This window comes from Roseobacter sp. MH60115, assembly GCF_015644665.1.
In the GTDB taxonomy this organism is placed as follows: Bacteria; Pseudomonadota; Alphaproteobacteria; order Rhodobacterales; family Rhodobacteraceae; genus Roseobacter.
Map to the genome: position 1 here is coordinate 27,778 of NZ_JADOBQ010000005.1, position 18,532 is coordinate 46,309.

Annotated in this window: 20 protein-coding genes and 1 tRNA gene; 10 read left to right on the top strand and 11 right to left on the bottom strand. The window is 60.5% G+C overall.

The features are described from left to right. The first annotated feature begins 1 nt into the window (after window position 1). The 4 genes from ISX84_RS15800 to ISX84_RS15815 are packed head-to-tail and all read left to right on the top strand — an operon-like array spanning window position 2 to window position 4,186. Window positions 2-889, top strand: coding sequence for an ABC transporter permease (locus tag ISX84_RS15800; RefSeq protein WP_195821367.1), 888 nt, complete (start codon window positions 2-4; stop codon window positions 887-889). Between the two features lie 12 nt (window positions 890-901). After that, entirely contained in the window at window positions 902-2,683 is a 1,782-nt protein-coding gene (locus tag ISX84_RS15805; RefSeq protein WP_195821368.1) for a gamma-glutamyltransferase family protein, read from the top strand. Further along, complete coding sequence (locus ISX84_RS15810) at window positions 2,680-3,426, top strand: DUF1028 domain-containing protein (RefSeq protein ID WP_195821369.1); 747 nt, start codon at window positions 2,680-2,682, stop codon at window positions 3,424-3,426. The genes ISX84_RS15805 and ISX84_RS15810 overlap by 4 nt, the downstream gene beginning before the upstream one ends. Before the next feature lie 55 nt (window positions 3,427-3,481). After that, on the top strand, window positions 3,482-4,186 hold the full coding sequence (locus tag ISX84_RS15815; RefSeq protein WP_195821370.1) for a FadR/GntR family transcriptional regulator: 705 nt from the start codon (window positions 3,482-3,484) through the stop codon (window positions 4,184-4,186). A 477-nt stretch (window positions 4,187-4,663) separates the two neighbouring features. Here ISX84_RS15815 and ISX84_RS15820 read toward each other — a convergent pair. From ISX84_RS15820 to leuB, 3 genes are all read right to left on the bottom strand, one after another. After that, window positions 4,664-4,740, bottom strand: a tRNA-Pro gene (locus ISX84_RS15820). Between the two features lie 56 nt (window positions 4,741-4,796). Then, window positions 4,797-5,747, bottom strand: a complete 951-nt coding sequence (locus tag ISX84_RS15825; protein WP_195821371.1) for a DMT family transporter — start codon at window positions 5,745-5,747, stop codon at window positions 4,797-4,799. A 131-nt stretch (window positions 5,748-5,878) separates the two neighbouring features. After that, window positions 5,879-6,985 (bottom strand): 3-isopropylmalate dehydrogenase, encoded by a 1,107-nt coding sequence (gene leuB, locus ISX84_RS15830; RefSeq protein WP_195821372.1) that lies wholly within the window; start codon window positions 6,983-6,985, stop codon window positions 5,879-5,881. A 180-nt stretch (window positions 6,986-7,165) separates the two neighbouring features. On the opposite strand from leuB, the gene ISX84_RS15835 reads away from it, so the two are divergent. Further along, window positions 7,166-7,828, top strand: coding sequence for a DUF2306 domain-containing protein (locus ISX84_RS15835; protein ID WP_326838749.1), 663 nt, complete (start codon window positions 7,166-7,168; stop codon window positions 7,826-7,828). On the opposite strand, the gene ISX84_RS15840 is transcribed toward ISX84_RS15835, so the two are convergent. The 4 genes from ISX84_RS15840 to leuC all read right to left on the bottom strand — a co-directional run bounded on the left by ISX84_RS15840 (window position 7,825) and on the right by leuC (window position 12,163). Then, window positions 7,825-8,856, bottom strand: a complete 1,032-nt coding sequence (locus ISX84_RS15840; RefSeq protein WP_229884366.1) for an endonuclease/exonuclease/phosphatase family protein — start codon at window positions 8,854-8,856, stop codon at window positions 7,825-7,827. The genes ISX84_RS15835 and ISX84_RS15840 overlap by 4 nt on opposite strands. Window positions 8,857-8,876: 20 nt before the next feature. Continuing rightward, window positions 8,877-9,722: a hypothetical protein gene (locus ISX84_RS15845; RefSeq protein ID WP_229884367.1), complete on the bottom strand. Its 846-nt coding sequence runs from the start codon at window positions 9,720-9,722 to the stop codon at window positions 8,877-8,879. 314 nt (window positions 9,723-10,036) lie between these two features. Beyond that, entirely contained in the window at window positions 10,037-10,642 is a 606-nt protein-coding gene (leuD, locus tag ISX84_RS15850; protein ID WP_195821375.1) for a 3-isopropylmalate dehydratase small subunit, read from the bottom strand. Window positions 10,643-10,756: 114 nt separating this feature from the next. Continuing rightward, on the bottom strand, window positions 10,757-12,163 hold the full coding sequence (leuC, locus tag ISX84_RS15855) for a 3-isopropylmalate dehydratase large subunit (protein WP_195821376.1): 1,407 nt from the start codon (window positions 12,161-12,163) through the stop codon (window positions 10,757-10,759). A gap of 231 nt (window positions 12,164-12,394) precedes the next feature. Between leuC and ISX84_RS15860 the strand changes: the two genes are divergently transcribed. The 3 genes from ISX84_RS15860 to rlmH all read left to right on the top strand — a co-directional run bounded on the left by ISX84_RS15860 (window position 12,395) and on the right by rlmH (window position 14,755). After that, window positions 12,395-13,729 (top strand): mechanosensitive ion channel family protein, encoded by a 1,335-nt coding sequence (locus tag ISX84_RS15860; RefSeq protein WP_195821377.1) that lies wholly within the window; start codon window positions 12,395-12,397, stop codon window positions 13,727-13,729. A gap of 162 nt (window positions 13,730-13,891) precedes the next feature. Then, a complete protein-coding gene (rsfS, locus tag ISX84_RS15865) occupies window positions 13,892-14,260 on the top strand; it encodes a ribosome silencing factor (protein ID WP_195821378.1) in 369 nt (122 codons plus the stop codon). Between the two features lie 24 nt (window positions 14,261-14,284). Further along, window positions 14,285-14,755, top strand: a complete 471-nt coding sequence (gene rlmH / locus ISX84_RS15870; protein ID WP_195821379.1) for a 23S rRNA (pseudouridine(1915)-N(3))-methyltransferase RlmH — start codon at window positions 14,285-14,287, stop codon at window positions 14,753-14,755. Window positions 14,756-14,825: 70 nt separating this feature from the next. Here rlmH and ISX84_RS15875 read toward each other — a convergent pair whose 3' ends face one another. Then, on the bottom strand, window positions 14,826-15,731 hold the full coding sequence (locus ISX84_RS15875; RefSeq protein WP_195821380.1) for a LysR family transcriptional regulator: 906 nt from the start codon (window positions 15,729-15,731) through the stop codon (window positions 14,826-14,828). A gap of 92 nt (window positions 15,732-15,823) precedes the next feature. Here ISX84_RS15875 and ISX84_RS15880 point away from each other — a divergent pair, with 92 nt between their 5' ends. Next, window positions 15,824-16,120, top strand: a complete 297-nt coding sequence (locus tag ISX84_RS15880; protein WP_195821381.1) for a hypothetical protein — start codon at window positions 15,824-15,826, stop codon at window positions 16,118-16,120. A gap of 65 nt (window positions 16,121-16,185) precedes the next feature. Here the strand turns inward: ISX84_RS15880 and ISX84_RS15885 are convergent, their stop codons facing one another. Beyond that, window positions 16,186-16,653, bottom strand: coding sequence for a YbaK/EbsC family protein (locus ISX84_RS15885; protein WP_195821382.1), 468 nt, complete (start codon window positions 16,651-16,653; stop codon window positions 16,186-16,188). Between the two features lie 84 nt (window positions 16,654-16,737). Here ISX84_RS15885 and ISX84_RS15890 point away from each other — a divergent pair, with 84 nt between their 5' ends. Continuing rightward, a complete protein-coding gene (locus ISX84_RS15890) occupies window positions 16,738-17,436 on the top strand; it encodes a GntR family transcriptional regulator (RefSeq protein ID WP_195821383.1) in 699 nt (232 codons plus the stop codon). Here the strand turns inward: ISX84_RS15890 and ISX84_RS15895 are convergent. Together ISX84_RS15895 and ISX84_RS15900 are read right to left on the bottom strand one after the other, a co-directional pair. Beyond that, window positions 17,433-17,783 carry a hypothetical protein gene (locus ISX84_RS15895; protein ID WP_195821384.1) on the bottom strand — a complete coding sequence of 117 codons (351 nt, stop codon included), beginning with the start codon at window positions 17,781-17,783 and terminating at the stop codon, window positions 17,433-17,435. The genes ISX84_RS15890 and ISX84_RS15895 overlap by 4 nt on opposite strands. 41 nt (window positions 17,784-17,824) lie before the next feature. Continuing rightward, the gene (locus ISX84_RS15900; RefSeq protein WP_195821385.1) at window positions 17,825-18,517 is read right to left on the bottom strand and encodes a DUF599 domain-containing protein; all 693 of its coding nucleotides are present in this window, start codon (window positions 18,515-18,517) and stop codon (window positions 17,825-17,827) included. Between the last annotated feature and the right edge of the window lie 15 nt (window positions 18,518-18,532).

The window sequence follows — 18,532 nt, forward strand, 5'->3', positions numbered from 1 at the left end:
CATGACTCAGACCGCAACCCAAGCGCCCGCGCCCAATGATCCCGTGCTGCAGGCCCGCCCCGAGAACCGCGTGTGGAAGAAATTCCGCAGCCACAAAAGCGCTGTGGTCGGCGGCGTGCTTGTGGTGTTTTTCATCCTGATGGCACTGGCCGCCCCGCTGTTACCGATCCCCGACCCCGCCGCAACTGATTGGGGTGCCGTGCGCAAGGCACCCAGTTGGGCGCACTGGATGGGCACCGACGAGATTGGCCGAGATGTCATGTCCCGGCTGATCTGGGGCGCGCAGGCGTCTCTGGCGGCGGGGGTCGTCTCGGTCGGGATCGCTGTGCTGTTCGGCGTGCCTCTGGGCATTCTCGCCGGCTACTTCGGCGGCTGGACCGATGCGGTCATCTCGCGCTGCACCGAGGCTCTGCTGGCAGTGCCTTTCCTGATCCTCGCGATTGCTCTGGCGGCGTTTCTGGGGCCGTCGCTGACCAACGCCATGATCGCCATCGGCATCTCGGCCACGCCTATTTTCATCCGCCTCACACGCGGGCAGGTGCTCAGCATCCGGCAGGAAGATTACGTCGAAAGCGCCCGCGCCGTTGGGTTGCCGACGCCCAAGATCCTGTCGCGCTACATCCTGCCGAACGTTCTGCCGCCCATTCTGGTACAGGCGACGCTGACCATCGCGACCGCCATCATCGCGGAGGCGTCGCTGTCGTTTCTGGGTCTTGGCCAACAGCCGCCCGCGCCCAGTTGGGGGTCCATGCTGAACACCGCCAAGAATTTCCTCAACCAGGCCCCCTGGATGGCGATGTGGCCGGGGGTGTCGATCTTCTTTGTCGTGCTTGGGTTCAATCTTTTGGGTGACGGCCTGCGCGATGCGCTTGATCCGCGCGAACATTAATCTGGAGGCTCCATGTCCGATTTCACCACCCGCCCCGAGATCAGAGGCACCTTTGGCGTCGTCACATCGACGCATTGGATTGCGTCAGCGGTTGGGATGAGCATTCTTGAGAAAGGCGGCAACGCCTTTGACGCGGCAGTGGCGACGGCCCTGACGCTTCAGGTGGTGGAACCGCATCTGAACGGGCCAGCTGGCGACATGCCCGCGATTTTCTACTCTGCCGAAACCGGCGAGGTCGAGGTGCTCTGTGCGCAGGGCGTGGCGCCAGAGGCCGCAACGATTGAGCATTACACCCAACAAGGCCTGACGCTGATCCCCGGCTCGGGGCTTCTGGCGACAGTGGTGCCAGGGGCCTTTGACGGCTGGATGCTGATGCTGCGCGATCACGGCACGATGAGCCTGCGCGAGGTCATGCAACCGGCTATTGATTACGCCACTGACGGTCATCCGGTTCTGCCACGTGTGGCCGATACGATCGCGGGACTGCAAACGTTCTTTGAGGTGGAGTGGCCCACGTCTGCCGCAGTTTGGACCCCTGGTGGTCACCCGCCAGACCCCCACGGGCTGGTCAAGAACCCTGACCTCGCGGCCACCTATGACCGCCTGGCCTCGGCCACGGGTGACACACGCGAAGCCCAGATCGACGCCGCGCGACATGAATGGCGCGCAGGCTTCGTTGCAGAAGCGATTTTCGATTACCTCAAGGACGCGCAGGTGATGGACGTGTCTGAGAATAGGCACTCCGCCGTTCTCGCCCCTTCGGACATGGCCGACTGGCGCGCGACCTATGAGGCGCCGCTCAGCTACGACTACCATGGCTGGACCGTGTCCAAAACGCAGGCCTGGTCGCAGGGTCCTGTCCTGTTGCAGGCGCTGGCCATCCTGAAGGGGGTCGATCTGGGCGCTATGGATCCAAACGGGACCGAGTTTGTGCATACGGTGATTGAGGCGATGAAGCTCGCTTACGCAGATCGGGAAGCCTACTACGGTGATCCGGATTTCAGTGAAATCCCGATGGATGTGCTTTTGAGCGATGCCTACAACGCCGAGCGGCGCGAGTTGATCGGGGCTAAGGCGTCCATGGCGCAGCGCCCCGGGCGGGTGCCGGGGTTCGAAGCGCTGGCCGACGCCTATATCGACCGCGCGGCGCGCGATTTCCAGGTCGGCGACGTGGCAGCTCAAGAGCCCACCATGTCGCATCTCACTGAGAAGCGCGGCGATACGGTGCATCTCGATATCATCGACCGTTGGGGCAACATGGTGGCCGCAACACCATCGGGCGGCTGGCTGCAAAGCAACCCGGTCATCCCGGGGCTTGGCTTCGCACTGAACTCACGCGCCCAGATGTACTGGCTGGAAGACGGTCTGCCGACCTCGCTGATCCCTAAAAGTCGCCCAAGGACAACGCTCACCCCCAGCTATGCGGAAAAGGATGGCACGCAACTGGTGTTCGGCACGCCTGGAGGCGACCAGCAAGACCAGTGGCAGCTGATCTGGTTCTTGCGGTTTGTGCATTTCGGCATGGGCTTGCAAGAGTGCATGGATCAGCCGCTGTTCCATTCCATGCATTTCCAGGGCTCGTTTTTCCCCAGAGAGGTCCAGACAGGTGAAATGATGATCGAACCCGATGTGGGCGACGCGGTGATCGAAGACCTGCGCGCGCGCGGGCACAAGGTGACCGTGGCAGAGCCATGGACGGTCGGGCGCCTGACCGCCGCCCTGCGCGAGCCCGGCGGGCTGTTGCGCGCGGCGGCCACCCCCCGATTGATGCAAGCCTATGCGGTGGGCCGATGACATTTTCCCTGATTGCCAAAGACGGCGATGGCAGCATCGGCCTGATTGTCGCCAGCAAGTTCTTTGCCTGCGGTGCCGTGGTGCCCTTTGTCTCGGACAAGGTCGCGGTCGCCAGCCAGGCGTTTTGCAATCCTGTCTGGGGCACCGAAGGCCGCGCCCGGATGATGGCGGGCGAAACCGCAGACGTGGTGCTCAGTGATTTGGTGGCCCGTGACGAGGGCCAGGCGATCCGGCAGGCGCATCTCATGGATCTGGAGGGTGGATTTGCCGCACATACGGGTGCCGATTGCGTTGATTGGGCAGGCCATCTGATCCGCGACGATTATTCGGTTGCAGGCAATATGCTGGCCGGACCGCAAGTGCTTGATGCAACGTCCGAGGCCTATGCCGAAGGCACGGATCTGCCTTTCGCCGCGCGCTTGATTGCTGCGATGCAGGCGGGGGAAGCGGCGGGTGGCGACAAGCGTGGTCGGCAGGCGGCAGGGCTCGTGATCCATCGTGGGCAGGCCCACCCTTGGCTCGACCTGCGCGCGGATGATCATGCCGACCCCTTGGGAGAGTTGGCGCGCCTGTGGGACGTGGCCCAGGAGCGATACGTGCATTTTGCCAAGGGGATGCCAAGCGCCGAGCGTTTTTCCGGCTTTCCAACGCGCGAGGGGATTGATGCCGATATTGCCCGCGCCGAAGCGGAACGTAAGGCCGCTGGCCGTCCGAGCCGGTCACATGCGGTTGAGCTTGAATAGTGCGGGAAGCCCCGCTTAAAGAACACTCTGGTCGTCTATAGCCATGGGAGCCAAAATGAATGTCATGCCGCCCAAAGGTCCGCCGCAACAAGTGCGTGCGCGCTTGCTTGAGTTGATCAAATCCGGTGATCTCGGATCCGGAGGAAAGCTGCCCACGGAGCGTGCGTTGGCAGACCGGTTCGGGGTCGGGCGGCGTTTTGTCCGGCAGGCGCTCGACGCGCTTGAGGCGGAAGGTCTTGTCTGGCGAAAACAGGGCAAGGGGACCTTTGCGGGACAACCGACGGACCCGATGGGCGATCTGGCCGCCAGGATCACCGGGGAAACCAATGCGCTGGAAGTCATGGAAGCGCGTCTGTGTATTGAGCCTGAACTCGCCGCCTTGTGCGCCGCACGCGTGCTTCCAGAAGAAGTGACGCGTCTGCGCATGCTGGCCCGGCGGCAATGGGAGGCGACCGATGCGCAGGCGATGGAGCTTTGGGACGGATCCTTGCACCGCTTGATCGCACAATGCGCCCGCAACCGTCCTCTTTTAACTGCATACTCAATGCTGGATAAGATTCGATCCAATCCTTCTTGGGTCCGTATACGGGCCAAGGCCCGGACCGAAACGTCTTTGCAAGTCACTCACAGTGAGCACACAGCAATTGTCGACGCGATTGCAGCCGGCCATGCAGATGCGGCGCGGATCGCGATGTGCGACCACCTTGAGACACGGTTTGCGGCTTTGCGCGATGAATTGGCGACGGAAGAGATGTCTTGAGCACGCATCTTTCAATTCAGCCGGGCGTCAAAGACAAATGACGGGCGTTCAACACAAATCCGGTGAGCAATGTTCTGGAAGCAGGACGTGCTGGCGCGGCCTGACTACTTGATCTTTTACTTTTGAGGACGTGCAGCATTCAACACAACGGGCTTTCTTCGATCCTCACCCTCAGAGCGCCCTGGTCGCTAAGATTTTTTACTGCATCTGCTCTTGGCTGCAGTACATCAGCCAAGCGGCTCGCCAGACCGTCTGCGATGCATCGCACAACGGTCGTCTCCAAAAGTGACGCAGTAGTTCGCTGCCATGGAAGCGACCACGACCGTTCTTGGCGAATGTAGGATGGTCCGAGAGCCGCCCAGTCAGATTAAGTTTGAAAAACGGCCACGGAATGGGTGAAATTCTTCCAAAGTAGCTGGGCAAAACAGCGATTGCAGCAACAAGTTGCCCGCAACTCCACCACACTGACCGCATCTTTGGTCGGGCTGAGAGGATTCGAACCTCCGACCCCCTGCTCCCGAAGCAGGTGCGCTACCAGGCTGCGCTACAGCCCGACCGATGGCGCCGGGATAGCGCCATCGCAGCGCCATGGCAAGCGCATGATGCACGCCTATTTCCCGCGCTTGTCTCTCCGCAAGAACGGTGACACGCGCGGTGTTGTACCGGTTTCCGGCCGCGACCGGGTCCGCAGCACGGGCTGTTCGGACGCTTCGGATCTGCTTTCTCTCAGAACGATAAACAGCCCGCTGGCGATGATGATGGCCGAGCCGATGATGGTGTTTCTATCGGGCTGTTCGTCAAAAAAGAGCAAGCCATACATGGTGGCCCACAGGATCTGTGAATATTGCATCGGTGCGACAATGACGGCCTCGCCATTGTTATAGGCGGCGATCAGAAAACGTCCTGCAGTCCATGCCAGAACCGCGATGATGCCAAGCTTGCCGAGATCCGCCAATGGCAGAGGCTGATAGACGAGGGGAAGCAGCGCGGCCATCACGACAAAGTTCGCCATCATCGGATAAAGCATGATGACAACGGAGCGCTCTTCCCGGCCGATCTTGCGCACGATGATCGACGCGAAAGACCCGCAAATTGCCGAGACGAGGGCCGCGAGATGGCCGAGTTCCAGCTCTGCCTGTCCGGGACGCAAAACCACCAGGACGCCCGTCAACCCGACAGCAACGGCGATCCAGCGGCGCAGTTTGACCTGCTCGCCCAGGATTGGAATGGCCAGAACCGTGATCAGCAGCGGCGAGGCAAAGAGGATGGCATAGACCTGCGCCAGCGGCAGGACGGAAAAGGCGTAAAAGGCGCAAAAGCCGGTGATCACTGCAGCGACCGTACGCGCGGCCATCCACCAGGGGTGCACCGGGATCAGGGTACCGGGCGTGGCATCGCGCAAGAGGTACAGCATCGCCAGCGGAAAGCTGAACAGAACGCTGAAAAACACGATCTGCACGGGGGAGTATCCACCGCCAAGGACCTTGATGATCACGTCATGGCTGGCAAACAGGCCAAAGGCGGTCAGCGCCATCAGGGCGGCTTTGAGGTTCGGGTTCATCGGTGTCGGGCCTTGGTCAGAATCAGGCGATTGGACAGGTGGTGCCACCCGTCCGACCCCCACCTTAGACTGCAACAGGTCGGGGGCCTGCAAGGCCTGATCGCGCTGGGCGACCCCGAAAATGCGCCGTGTTACAGGCTTTTGTCGAGCGCGCCCAGAATTGCATCACCCATCTCGGTGGTGCTGATCGGTGTGCCCCCTTCTTCCCCCATCAGATCGGCGGTGCGGGCGCCGTCCGCCAGCACCTTCTCGATGGCCGCTTCGAGGCGTGCGGCCTCGTCGCCCTGATCAAAGGAATAGCGCAGCGCCATGGCAAAGCTGAGGATACAGGCGATTGGATTGGCTTTGCCTTGTCCGGTGATGTCCGGTGCCGAGCCGTGCACGGGCTCGTAGAGGGCACGCGGTGGGCCGTTCTCGGTGGGCTTGCCCAGGCTGGCGGAGGGCAGCATGCCGAGCGAGCCGGTCAGCATCGCCGCACAATCCGACAGGATGTCACCAAAGAGGTTGTCGGTCAGGATCACGTCGAACTGCTTGGGCGCACGCACCAGCTGCATCGCGCCGTTGTCGGCATACATATGGCTGAGCTCAATGTCCGGGTAATCGATGTCGCGCACCTTCTGCACGACTTCGCGCCACAGGATGCCGCTTTCCATCACATTGGCCTTCTCCATGGAGCAGACCTTCTTGCCGCGCCGCCGCGCCAGCTCGAATGCCGACCGGGCGACCCGGTCGATCTCACCTTCGGTATAGCGCTGGGTATTGATGCCCACACGCTCGTTGCCTTCCTCGAAGATGCCGCGTGGCTCCCCGAAATACACGCCCGAGGTCAGCTCGCGTACGATCATGATGTCGAGCCCGGCAACCACGTCCTTCTTCAGCGAGGAGAAATCGGCGAGCGCGTCGAAACACTGTGCCGGGCGCAGGTTGGAGAAAAGATCCATTTCCTTGCGCAGGCGCAGCAACCCGCGTTCGGGCTTCACACTGAAATCCAGATCGTCGTATTTCGGGCCGCCCACAGCCCCCAGAAGCACCGCGTCTGCCGCAAGCGCCTTGGCCATCGTGTCATCATGCAGCGGCGTGCCATGGGCGTCATAGGCTGCGCCCCCGACAAGGTCTTCGCTCACGTCGAAGGCCAGATCGCGTTTGGCGCCGAACCAGTCGATGACGCGCTTGACCTGCTCCATGACTTCCGGGCCGATGCCGTCGCCAGCGAGGATAAGAAGGGAAGGGTTGGCCATGGAACGTCTCCTGCAAAATCTGTTGCCTGCGGCCTACCGCGCGGCCCTGTCGGGGTCAAGAAGGCGCGCGGAATGACGAAGGCTGCGACACCGGAACGCATCGGTGTTCTCTGAGGCTTGCGTGGCGGAACCGGCTGACCGGCGCTAGAATGACGTTGGACGCGCGTTAAGGAGATGCCGGTGCCAACATCAAGAGCCCGCCAGATTTATGTCGGCGCCGGGTTGGTCTTTCTGATCCTGCATTCTCTGCCCTTCGCGATCTGGGCAATGCATTCCGGTGCCTTGCTGTTGATCAGTCCGGACATGTCGGAAAGCAGGTTTTACACTCCCGGCGGCACCGTCATCAATCTTGCAATTTTTGCGCATATGTCACTGGGCGCGCTGCTGATGGTCTTTGTTCCGCTGCAGTTCTGGCCCGGTTTGCGGGCGCGGTTTGTGGCCTATCATCGATGGTCTGGCCGGATGCTATGTCTGGGCGCTGGTCTGGTTGGCCTTGCGGGTCTGGCCTATATTTTCCTGCGCGGCACCATCGGTGGGTTCTGGATGGATATTGGCTTTGGCGTCTATGGGTTTCTGGTGTGTCTCAGCGCAGGGCAGGCCATCCGCTATGCCCGCAGGCGGGATTTCGCAGTGCACCGTCGCTGGGCGTTGCGGGTTCTGGTTTTGACGTTCGGATCATGGCTCTATCGGCTGCACTACGGGGTTTGGTACTTTTTCACCGAGGGGCTGGCGTCCACGCCTGAATTCGACGGCACGTTCGATCTGGTGCAGAATTTTGCATTCTATCTGCCCTATCTTTTGGTGCTCGAACTGTGGCTACGCCGCGAGGCCCGCACGGCCTAACGCGCGATATCCACCCAGACAAGACGGTGGCGGCTCGCGATCTCGACCGCCTGACCCAAGGGCGTTTCGGGGTCCGGCCACAGCACGCCCGAGCCGAGGACACGCCAGTCTGCAGACGGTAGCACATAGTCAACCCGCAGATTGCCCGGAACGGGATCGTCCCAATCTGCCGTATCGAAGGGATCGCCCGTGATGATGTCACTGCCGGGGCTGCGCGGCAGCGGATCCTGCAGCCGCGGATCATCCAATGTGGTGGTAATCGCCGCCTTGATCCCCTCACCGCCCCGGCGGTCCTGATTGAAATCGCCCATCAGGATGAACCGGTCTTGCGGTGCCGGGCCAAAACTCCCGGCCAGATAGTGCTGCCAAAAGGTGATTTCGTCATGATTGCGCCGACCGTTGCGGTCTTCGGGTCCGTCGAACACCGGCGGGCTGGCGTGGAAAGTCATGATCGTGACCCGGCCGATGTCCGGCACGTCAATGGGCACGGCCCAATGAGCCGTGGTCGACAGCCGTTGGATCGCCTGCGCTTCCTCTGACGGGAAGGGTTCACCATCCGCCTGGGGCAGCAGTGCATCCGGGACCTCTCGCCAGAGCATATCGGTGAAATCCTGCACGGCGTCGACGTCGATCGGGTAGCGCGACAGCACCGCCATGCCGCCCTGACCGGAAAAACGACCATAGCTTTGCGCATCCCGCGGCCCGCCGCGCCTGCCATCGCCGTCCATGTCGAGACCGGTGGCCATGCCCGTGTTGGGGCGGGCTGCAAAACTATAGGGGAAATCGATGTCCCAGGCGGTCAAAGCGCGCTGATAGGCCGTCAGCGCCGCGCCGGTCAGATCATAGTCAAACCCTTGCAGAACAAGAACATCGGGGTGCGCTGCGGCAATGACCTGCAATGTGGCCGTGACTTGCGCATCTTCTCCCCGCGCAATGTCCCGCAGCAAGAGGCCGGGTCCTCTGCGGGCCAGTTCGGTATTGAACGTGGCGACCCGCAAACTGTCTGCATCCGCGCCGGTCGCGGCCATGACTGCCGCAAAAAAAACGCCTACCAGGCTGCCTGGTATTCTGCGTCCTTGGCGGCGGTCTGATGGGCGCGCCGCCGCTTTTCCTCGATCATACCGGCGATCCGGCTCATGGCGATGCCGCGCATGATCATGCTTGCGGGAAGGAAGGCCCATGCGGTGATCGTCCAGATGAGGGTTTGCGGGTTCTCCAGTGAGACGGGGTCTATCAGATCGGAGGCGGCCTTGACCACTGCCGGGATGACGAAGGGCAACAGAAATCCAAAGGCGATGTTGAAGCGGGCATCCCGCTGCAACCGGTAGAGCACGTCCCCCCCCGTCGTGGGATCGAAAAGCGGCAGGTTGACCCAGACATTGAAGGCCCCGTTGCGCACGGGCCAGTTCCACAGGCGCACCAGCGCGCCAAAGGCAACCATGGCGATCAGTGAGATCAGGTAGGATATACCTGCTGCCGACCGGACTTCATCGATCATTTCAGCCGAAGCGTCATGGGGCAACATCAACACGATCAGGCGGACAGGGGAAAACGGGAAGTCGATGGCATTTCCGACGATTGTCCCGATCGCGGCAATGCCCTGGCTCATCGAATTCAGGTCGGAACCGCCCCGGGCAATTGCGGTGAGCAGAAATACGGTGAGAAACACCGTCACGAACCGTAGCCGGTTGAACGGGGCGGCGTCTCGGAACTCCACGATACTGGGCGAGGGCGAATTATACTCCGCAAATGTCAGAAAGGCGGCAAGCAGTGCGGCGAGCACGACAAGTTGCGATTGATCTGATGTGACTTCGGGCAGCAAAATAGCTGGCGTGGCGATCAAAAGCGCCACAAACAGTCCGCGCATAAGCGCGCCTGACATACGTACAAGCATCCGTTTTCTTCCCTTCAAACTGGTCAGGCGCGATTCGTTGCCGTGCCTTGTCCCAACTTGATGCCACCGGGGCGGTGGTCTGCTGCCTTACCTTGCCCCAACAGTGACATCACTCGTCTTCGTCCCACAAGTGTCATGGTTAACAAGAGGCAATACATTGGGCGTTTTCAGGGAAGGGGTGGTGCGTTCTTGCATCAATACTGTGGCGAAAAACGGGCAAAACCCAAGATATAGTGGGCACCGATGAAGTGCCCACTAAAGCCGTATCAATGTTTGTTGTGGTCGCGACCTTGGTCGCCCGCCGGTGATGGGGCTCAGACCCAGGGACGCGCCTGTGCCGCCGTGGCCTCGAAACTGTCGATGGAGGCTGCTTTTTCCATCGTCAGGCCGATGTCGTCGAGGCCGTTCATCAGGCAGTGCTTTTTGAACGGGTCGAGATCGAAGCTGAAGACCTCCCCATCCGAGCTGGTCACGGTCTGCGCGTCGAGGTCAATCGTCATGCGCGCGTTCGAGCCTTTCTCAGCGTCCTTCATCAACAGATCCACCTGCTCCTGCGGCAGCGCGATGGGCAGAATGCCGTTCTTGAAACAGTTGTTGTAGAAGATATCCGCAAACGACGGCGCGATCACGCAGCGGATGCCAAAGTCCTTGATCGCCCAAGGTGCGTGTTCCCGCGAGGAGCCACAGCCGAAGTTATCGCCTGCCACCAGAATTTCCGCCTCGCGATAGGCGTCCTTGTTGAGCACGAAATCAGGGATTTCTTTGCCATCGTCATCATAGCGCATCTCGTCAAAGAGGTTCACGCCAAGACCGGACCGCTTGATGGTTTTCAGGAACTGCTTGGGAATGATCATGTCCGTGTCGACATTGATCAGCGGCATCGGGGCGGCAATCCCGGTCAGGGTATTGAACTTGTCCATTTTGTCTCTCCTCGCCTTCAAAAGGCTGTCGGTTTCTCAACCGTGTCTTGGGGGGTGTAAAGCACGAAACCTGCAACCAGCAGGTAGGGTGGGCTTTCAGGCCACCCCTTGCGGTCACATCAATTCGCGTACATCCGTCAGTTTTCCGGTGATCGCCGCTGCTGCCGCCATCGCAGGCGACATCAGATGCGTGCGTCCGCCGCGGCCCTGCCGTCCCTCGAAATTGCGGTTCGAGGTCGCGGCACAGCGCTCACCCGGCTGCAATTGGTCCGGGTTCATCGCCAGACACATGGAACAGCCAGCCAGACGCCACTCAAACCCGGCGTCCTTGAAAATATCCGCCAGACCTTCTTCCTCGGCCTGCGCGCGCACAAGGCCGGAGCCGGGCACAACCATCGCCCGCAGCCCGTCTTTCTTCTTCTTGCCCTTCAGAATGGCGGCGGCCGCGCGCAAATCCTCGATGCGGCCATTGGTGCAGGAGCCGATAAAGACCGTGTCGATCTCCACATCCGACAGCGGTGTGCCCGGCGTCAGGCCCATGTAGTCGAGCGAACGCTGAGCCGCGCCAACTTTCCCGCCTTCGAAATCATCCGCCGCTGGGACAGCAGCGGTAATCGGCAGCACATCCTCGGGCGAGGTGCCCCATGTGACCACCGGTGCGATGTCTTCACCCTTAAGCGTGATGACTTCATCCCAGGCGGCATCATCGTCGGAATAGAGCGTCTTCCACCAGTCCATGGCCGCTTCCCATTGCGCGCCCTTGGGCGCGTGCGGACGGCCTTTGCAGTATTCGAACGTCTTTTCATCCGGTGCGATCAGGCCTGCGCGCGCGCCACCCTCGATGGCCATGTTACATACGGTCATGCGACCTTCCATCGACAGATCGCGGATCGCCTCGCCGCAATATTCGATCACATAGCCGGTGCCGCCGGCGGTGCCGGTAGCCCCGATCACGCTCAGCGTGATGTCCTTGGCGGTCACACCGGGGCGCAGCTTGCCGGTGATCTCGACCTTCATGTTCTTCGATTTCTTCTGGATCAGCGTCTGGGTGGCCAGCACATGCTCGACCTCAGACGTCCCGATACCATGGGCCAGCGCGCCAAAGGCACCGTGGGTGGCCGTATGGCTATCGCCGCACACAACGGTCATCCCCGGCAACGTCCACCCCTGCTCGGGACCTACAATATGCACGATGCCCTGACGCACGTCGGACACCGGATAGTAGTGGATGCCAAAATCCTTGGCGTTTGTATCAAGGGCGGCTACCTGAATGGCGCTGTCCTCTGTCATGTTCGACGGATCTTCGCGCCCGGGCGTGGTGGGCACGTTGTGATCCGGCACAGCGATGGTTTTCTCCGGCGCGCGGACCTTGCGGCCGGTCATGCGCAGACCTTCGAAGGCCTGCGGCGATGTCACCTCATGCACAAGGTGGCGGTCAATGTAGAGCAGGCAGGTGCCATCGTCGGCTTCATGCGCGACATGGGCATCCCAGATTTTATCATAGAGCGTCTTGGGGGACATAGGTCCTCTCCCGTAAAGTGAATTGGGTCAGATGGGGTGAAGCGCGCGCTTATAGTCGCGCCAGCACGGTATGGGTCGCCCCAAAGAAGCGTTCACGCAGGCGCGCGCGGTCATCCATATCAATGATGCGTATCATGCAGGATCAGATACAGCGCCAGAGGCCCTGCCGCAAGGGTTGCCGGGTTGTGACAGCCGTTTGTCTGTGTCACTTTCCGATGAAAAGGAGCGCCGATGGAGACCGAAGAAGAACCTTTTGCCGCCGCATTGATGTCGGTTGACGAGATTTGGTTCCTCTTCACCAGTTTCCTGCAAAGCGTAATCACCCCCGGCTGGCGACAGAATCAGGTGCTGATCGTGCTGGGGCTGGCGGTGCTCTGCTACTTCCTGCACATCCTCTCGGGTCGCGTGATTGAAAATCAGGTGCGGGCGCGGGAAGGCTGGTCCAAGTGGCAGCTGCGCATGATCGTCCAGATCAAACGGCGCATGGGGCTGGTCTGGTTCGCGCTGCTGGCCGGTGCCCTCTACGTGATCATGCAGCAGATCACCTGGCCTTCGCGGTCGTACTTCATCGGGCTTTCAGCCACGCTCGCCATTGTCTGGACCGGCATTGCCTATGCTGCCCGGCTGGTGCGCAACCGGTTCCTGCGGCGGCTGGTGACCTGGGCATTGTGGATTTATGCCACGCTCTATCTGGTGGGCGTCTCGGATGAGGTTTCCGAATTCCTCGATGATCTCGCGCTGGATGTCGGGGATTTCCACCTGTCGCTGCTCACTCTGATCACCGCGGCGGTGGTGATCGGCGTCTTCTTTACCGTGGCCCGGCTGATCAGTTCCACTACCGCCTCCAGCATTCGCAAGAACGAAGACATCAGCCCGTCAATGCAGGTGCTGGCCGTCAAGGCGGTGCAGATCACCCTCTATGGCTTTGCCTTCTTCATGGGCGTCAAGGCCGTCGGGATAGACCTCACCGGGCTCGCGGTGCTCTCGGGTGCGATTGGTGTGGGCCTGGGTTTCGGCCTGCAGAAGGTCGTCTCGAACCTCGTGTCCGGCGTGATCATCCTGCTGGATAAATCGATCAAACCCGGCGATGTGATCAGCCTGGGCGAAACCTTTGGCTGGATCAATTCCCTTGGAGCGCGGTACGTGTCGGTTGTCACACGGGACGGCAAGGAATATCTTATCCCGAACGAGGACCTGATCACCAGTCAGGTGGTGAACTGGTCGCATTCCAATGAATTCGTGCGCCTCGATATCTTTTTCGGCACCTCCTACGGTTGTGATCCCCATCTGGTGCGCAAACTGGCAATCGAGGCGGCGGCGGATGTGGACCGGGTGCTGGCACATCCCAAGCTGCCGGTCTGTCACATCGTGGGCTTCGGCGACAGTTCGGTAGACTACATCCTGCGGTTCTGGATCAAGGATCCGACCGGCGGGCTGACCAACATCCGCGGCAACGTCTATCTGGCGCTTTGGGATGTCTTCAAGGCGAACGATATCTCCATCCCGTTCCCGCAGCGGGAAGTGCGGATGCTGGGCGAGGAACAACCCTCTTTGCCGCACGGTTAACGAAGATGGCCTTAACCAAAACCCTGTCATTGAAATGTCGCCAACCAATTGTTACCCTAAAAGAGCCCCAGCGCCGGGGGTCAGGCGGCGCGACAAAAGGAGGACGATGTCCTGTCTATCCATGCTGATGCAGCAAATGCTGCTCAAACACGGGCTGCGGTAATGGTCTCCGCACCCGACACAGCCACAAGCGACCAGCTCCTGGCAACTATCCTTTCTTCCCTTTCCGACGACAAAGCCGAAGACATCGTGCAGATTGATCTGCGCGGCAAGACCGAGATTGGTGACTATATGGTCATCTGTTCCGGTCGCTCGACCCGGCAAGTGTCTTCCATTTCGGAAAAGCTCGCGCAGACGGTCAAAGATGAATACGGCCGCACTGCCAAGATGGAAGGCAAGGAGACCGGAGATTGGGTGTTGATCGACACAGGTGATGTGATCGTGCATGTCTTCCGTCCGGAAGTGCGCGAATTCTATCAGCTTGAGAAGATGTGGCAGCCCATGAGCGGCTCGGAGACAGCGGCCAACTGATCCTTTGGGTGTGAGGCCGGTCTCATGCGTGTGCATATCATTGCGGTTGGACGCCTGCGGGCGGGGCCGCAAAAGGACCTGATTGACGACTACTTACAGCGCTTCGACCGTACCGGTCGCGTCCTTGGCCTTGGCCCTGCGCGGGTGGTCGAGGTGGATGATCGCAAGGGTGGCGGCATGGCCGGGGAGGCTGCGCTGATCCGTCGGGCGATACCCGCGGGCGCGGTCGTTACTGTGATGGACGAACGCGGGCGTCTGGAAACGTCGCCCGCATTCGCGCAGCGGCTTGCCGGGTGGCGCGATACCGGGCGCGGCGATCTGGCACTGGTGATCGGCGGCGCGGATGGGATTGACCCGGGCCTGAGGGCCGAGGCGGATTTCGCATTGTCCTTTGGCAAGATGGTCTGGCCGCATATGCTCGTCCGGGTGATGTTGACCGAGCAGCTCTATCGCGCCGCATCGATCCTTGCAGGCGCGCCGTATCATCGGGATTGATGGCTGGGACGCACCGGTGGCGTGTTGGCGGTCCGGGCTTTCCGGTCCAGATGGGGGTGTGTGTCAGGTCTCAGATATGCCCCCCGGAAATCGACGTGTTGAACGCGCCGCGCAGCAGCTTTGCCGCTGGAGACAAAGTGCCTGCTGCGCTCCAGGCGATGCCGACATCCATGGTGGGAATGGCCTCTGCGAGATCAATTCTCTCCACGCGCCTGCCATCCAGCGTCCAGGGACGATAGATAACATCACTCAGAATCGTCACGGCCCGCCCGGCGGCCACGAGACTGCGCACGGCTTCCACCGAGGTTGAGATGAGTTTGATTTCGGGATGGCCCGTGAGGTCGGTCCAATAGGCCAGCCCCTGTTTGTCCGCATCATCGGACCTCAGCACGGCGTAGGGATGTTTGGCGACATCTGTCAGGGTCACTGTCTTTTGGCGGGTCAGGGGGTGATCCACGCTGACCCACAGACGTCGCGGTGATCTGTGAAAGGTCCGGCTTTTCAGACCCGCGCCTGACGTGAGGTTGGAGGTCAGGACCAGAGCCAAATCCAATTGATCTTCAACGAGGGCTTGCTCGAGGACCTCCCTGGGTTCTTCCGTGAGTTCAACGTCGATGCGGGGGTGCTGGCGCGTAAAATGCTCGATCACCGGGATGGCAAAGTAGCTGGAAAGCGTCCAGCTCATGCCAAGGCGGACCCGGCCCGTTACCGCATCGTCGGTGGCCTCTACACTCTTCATGGCGGCTTCAAAGGAGACGGCAATGTCGCGGGCATGATGCCGGAACTGCTGTCCGGCTCTGGTCAGCCGCAGCCCGGTTGGCAGGCGGTCGAACAGCGCTGTGCCCAACATTCCCTCCATATCCTTGATCGAAAGGGTCACGGCGGATTGCGATACGTTGAGCGCTCTGGCCGCCGCGGAAACCTGTCCCGCATCGACAACGGCGAGAAAGTACCTGATCTGTCGATGGGTCAGCATATCAGTTTTTCCAATATTGTATATTTGGAGTCTGAATTTTCAATACATAGAGGCTTGTGTCAATCTCACGCTGAACTGTCAGGAGCTCGGCCATGAAACACCAACGCATTCAGCCGCATCACGCGGACACTGCGATACCCGGCCTCGCCGATGAGGCAGTGGAAGCGCGTGCGTTCAAGGCGTTGGGAGCACGGCGTGAACCTCTGGAAGCTGCAAAGGAAACGATTACACTCTTCCAGTTTCCGGATGATCGGACCCTCCTGGCGCGTATTCGGAACTGGTGGCAGTTGCGCAAGGCGCGCGCGCAACCTCTGCCCATGGAAGAGGTCATGGACACTGCGGAGGAGCCCCGGTGGCGCGGACATTGGGCAACAGTGAAGTATCTGTAGCGACCGCCCTAACGGCCTTGCGAATGCAGTTCAGGAGAGGCTCGCACCACTTGGCGCAACCGGTGTCAGCCTATCTGAAAAATCCGTGAAGCCGTTGCATCTTTCAGCTCCTGAGGAGGCAGGCTGAAAACAGCATTTGGTGCGCCAGCCGCTGCCCAAACGAGATCGTGGTCAAGCAGGGCCGTGTCCATCCAGGTGTCTGTCGCTGACAAATGCCCAAGAGGCGCAACGCCCCCAATGGCAAAACCTGTCTCAGATCGAACCCGTTTCGGATCGGCCCTGATCAAGGGTTCTCCGAAAACCTCGGCGGCCTGCTCCAGATCGACGGTGTGTTTCCCGCTCACCAGAAGCAGCTTCAGCTTGCCTGTCTCGGCACCCTCAAAAATCATCGATTTGACGATCTGCCCAACGGAGCACTTGCAGGCGGTCGCGGCATCCTCTGCCGTTCGCGTCGATTCCGGCATGTGCTGAATGGTGGCGTCCAGCTTCAAATCTTCAAGCGCCTTTTGCACTCGGTTTACACTCTTAGACATCTGTATCCTCTAGATTCATCTGGATACAAGTTTTACAATAGTATACAAATCGTCAAGTTTGATGATTTCGATTGGGAACGAGCCATGACACGCAAGATCATCCGGGACGGGCAAACCGCAGAGGAAATCGCCGCGGCTTTGCGTACAGAGATCATTGCGGGCAAACACCCGCCGGAGACCATGTTGTTCCAGGAAGAACTGGCGGAACGCTTTCAGACCAGCAGAATGCCAATCAGGGAAAGCCTCAAAATCCTGGAAAGGGAGGGGCTTGTCCTCCTCCCGGCAAATCGCAGCGCGGTGGTTGCGCCCCTGGATGTGGAGAGTTTCGTGGAGATCAACGAAATGCGGGCGGTTGCGGAGCCGCTTGCGCTGAGACACGCGATCCCCGAGCTTACAAACCGCCTGATTGCGCAGGCTGAGGCGATACAGGATGACGCAGAAAAATCAGATATCGCGGAGTTCGCCGCGTTGAACCGGGCGTTTCACATGACCCTGTTAGGCCCTTGCGCACGCCCTAGATTGCTGTCCCATATTGCGTCGCTGAACCATCTGTCCCAGCGGTACTTTCACACCGTTGCCGTCGAATTGGAGTATTCTGCAAGCTCACACAAGGAGCATCGTGCACTGCTTGCGGCGTGCGCTGCCCGAGACGCAGCGGCCGCCTGTGCGATTTTGCAGGACCACATCGAGGCCGCCAGCCGGTTGATGGAGGATGCATTGCGCGCCAAGGGGGCCGCGCCATCAAGCGCGCGCACGGAGGAAAGGTTGCAATCCGCGCGCTAGGGCAGGTTAATCACCCTGGTCTCCGGATTCCAGCCACCCGGCAGATCGCGTGCCTGTACTTGCACTTGTGTTGTCCCTTCCGGAATACGCACGCCGGAGAGGGAGCGGGTAAACGGCTGCTCTTCCACATGCGGATGCGCCAGCTCACGGATCGCAAGCTGATTGCCCTGCATGTCCAGAATGCGCCAGGCGTCGGCGTAGTGGTCCCACCCGGTGTCAGGGTGCGAGATCGTTACGTCGAAACGCCAGGTATCGCCGCTTTTGCGGGCCTTCACATTGTCGATTTGCGGTGGTTCGGCAAACGCGGGAGCCGAGGCCAGAAGCAGTGCCAGAAATGCATATTTCATTTTAAGATGAACCAAATCATACCCTCTCTACGCTGCCCAATTTAGGGGTTCAGCAGGATTTTGCGAGAGTGAGATGCAAATTCTCTGCGCCAGATGACGATCACGGTCAAGAGCGAGGCAGCCATTAACGCGATGGGCCCGGCCAGCCAGGCTGCGGAGGCAAGGGCGAAATACATGGACCTCAACCCGCGGGTGAAGCTTCGCGCACCGGTGATGTTGATCTGAGCCGCCTGTTCCGCGCGTTTGAAGGCATCGGCATGAGATGGGTCATTCGGCACAGCGGCCATCAGAACGGCGCAATATCCAAAAAGACGGTTTGCCCAGACGAATTTCAGGAAAGCATTGGTGAGGAAAAGCGTCAGGACCATCAGTTTCAACTCCCAGACAATTGTGGGGTGATCTATCAGCGTGATATCCGCCGCAACGCCCGCCAGACGCTCCGCATTGCCGATCACGGCAAGCGTACCGCCGATGGCAATCACCGAGGTGGAGGCAAAAAACGCAGTGCCCTGCCGCAGGGTGCCCAGCACCTGTGCGTCAAAGATGCGCGGCTCGCGTGTCACCATCTGACGCATCCATTCCTGCCGGTAACCCGCCATGATCCGCGTGGTCGACAGGTGTTTGGCCGAGGGGTGCTCCACCCGCCAGCCGATCGCGGCCCAGAAGAAAAAGATCATGCCCAGGGCGGCGAAATCCAGTGGCTGAAACAGCGCAAATCGGTCCATCAGTGTCATGCGTGACGCATGGCA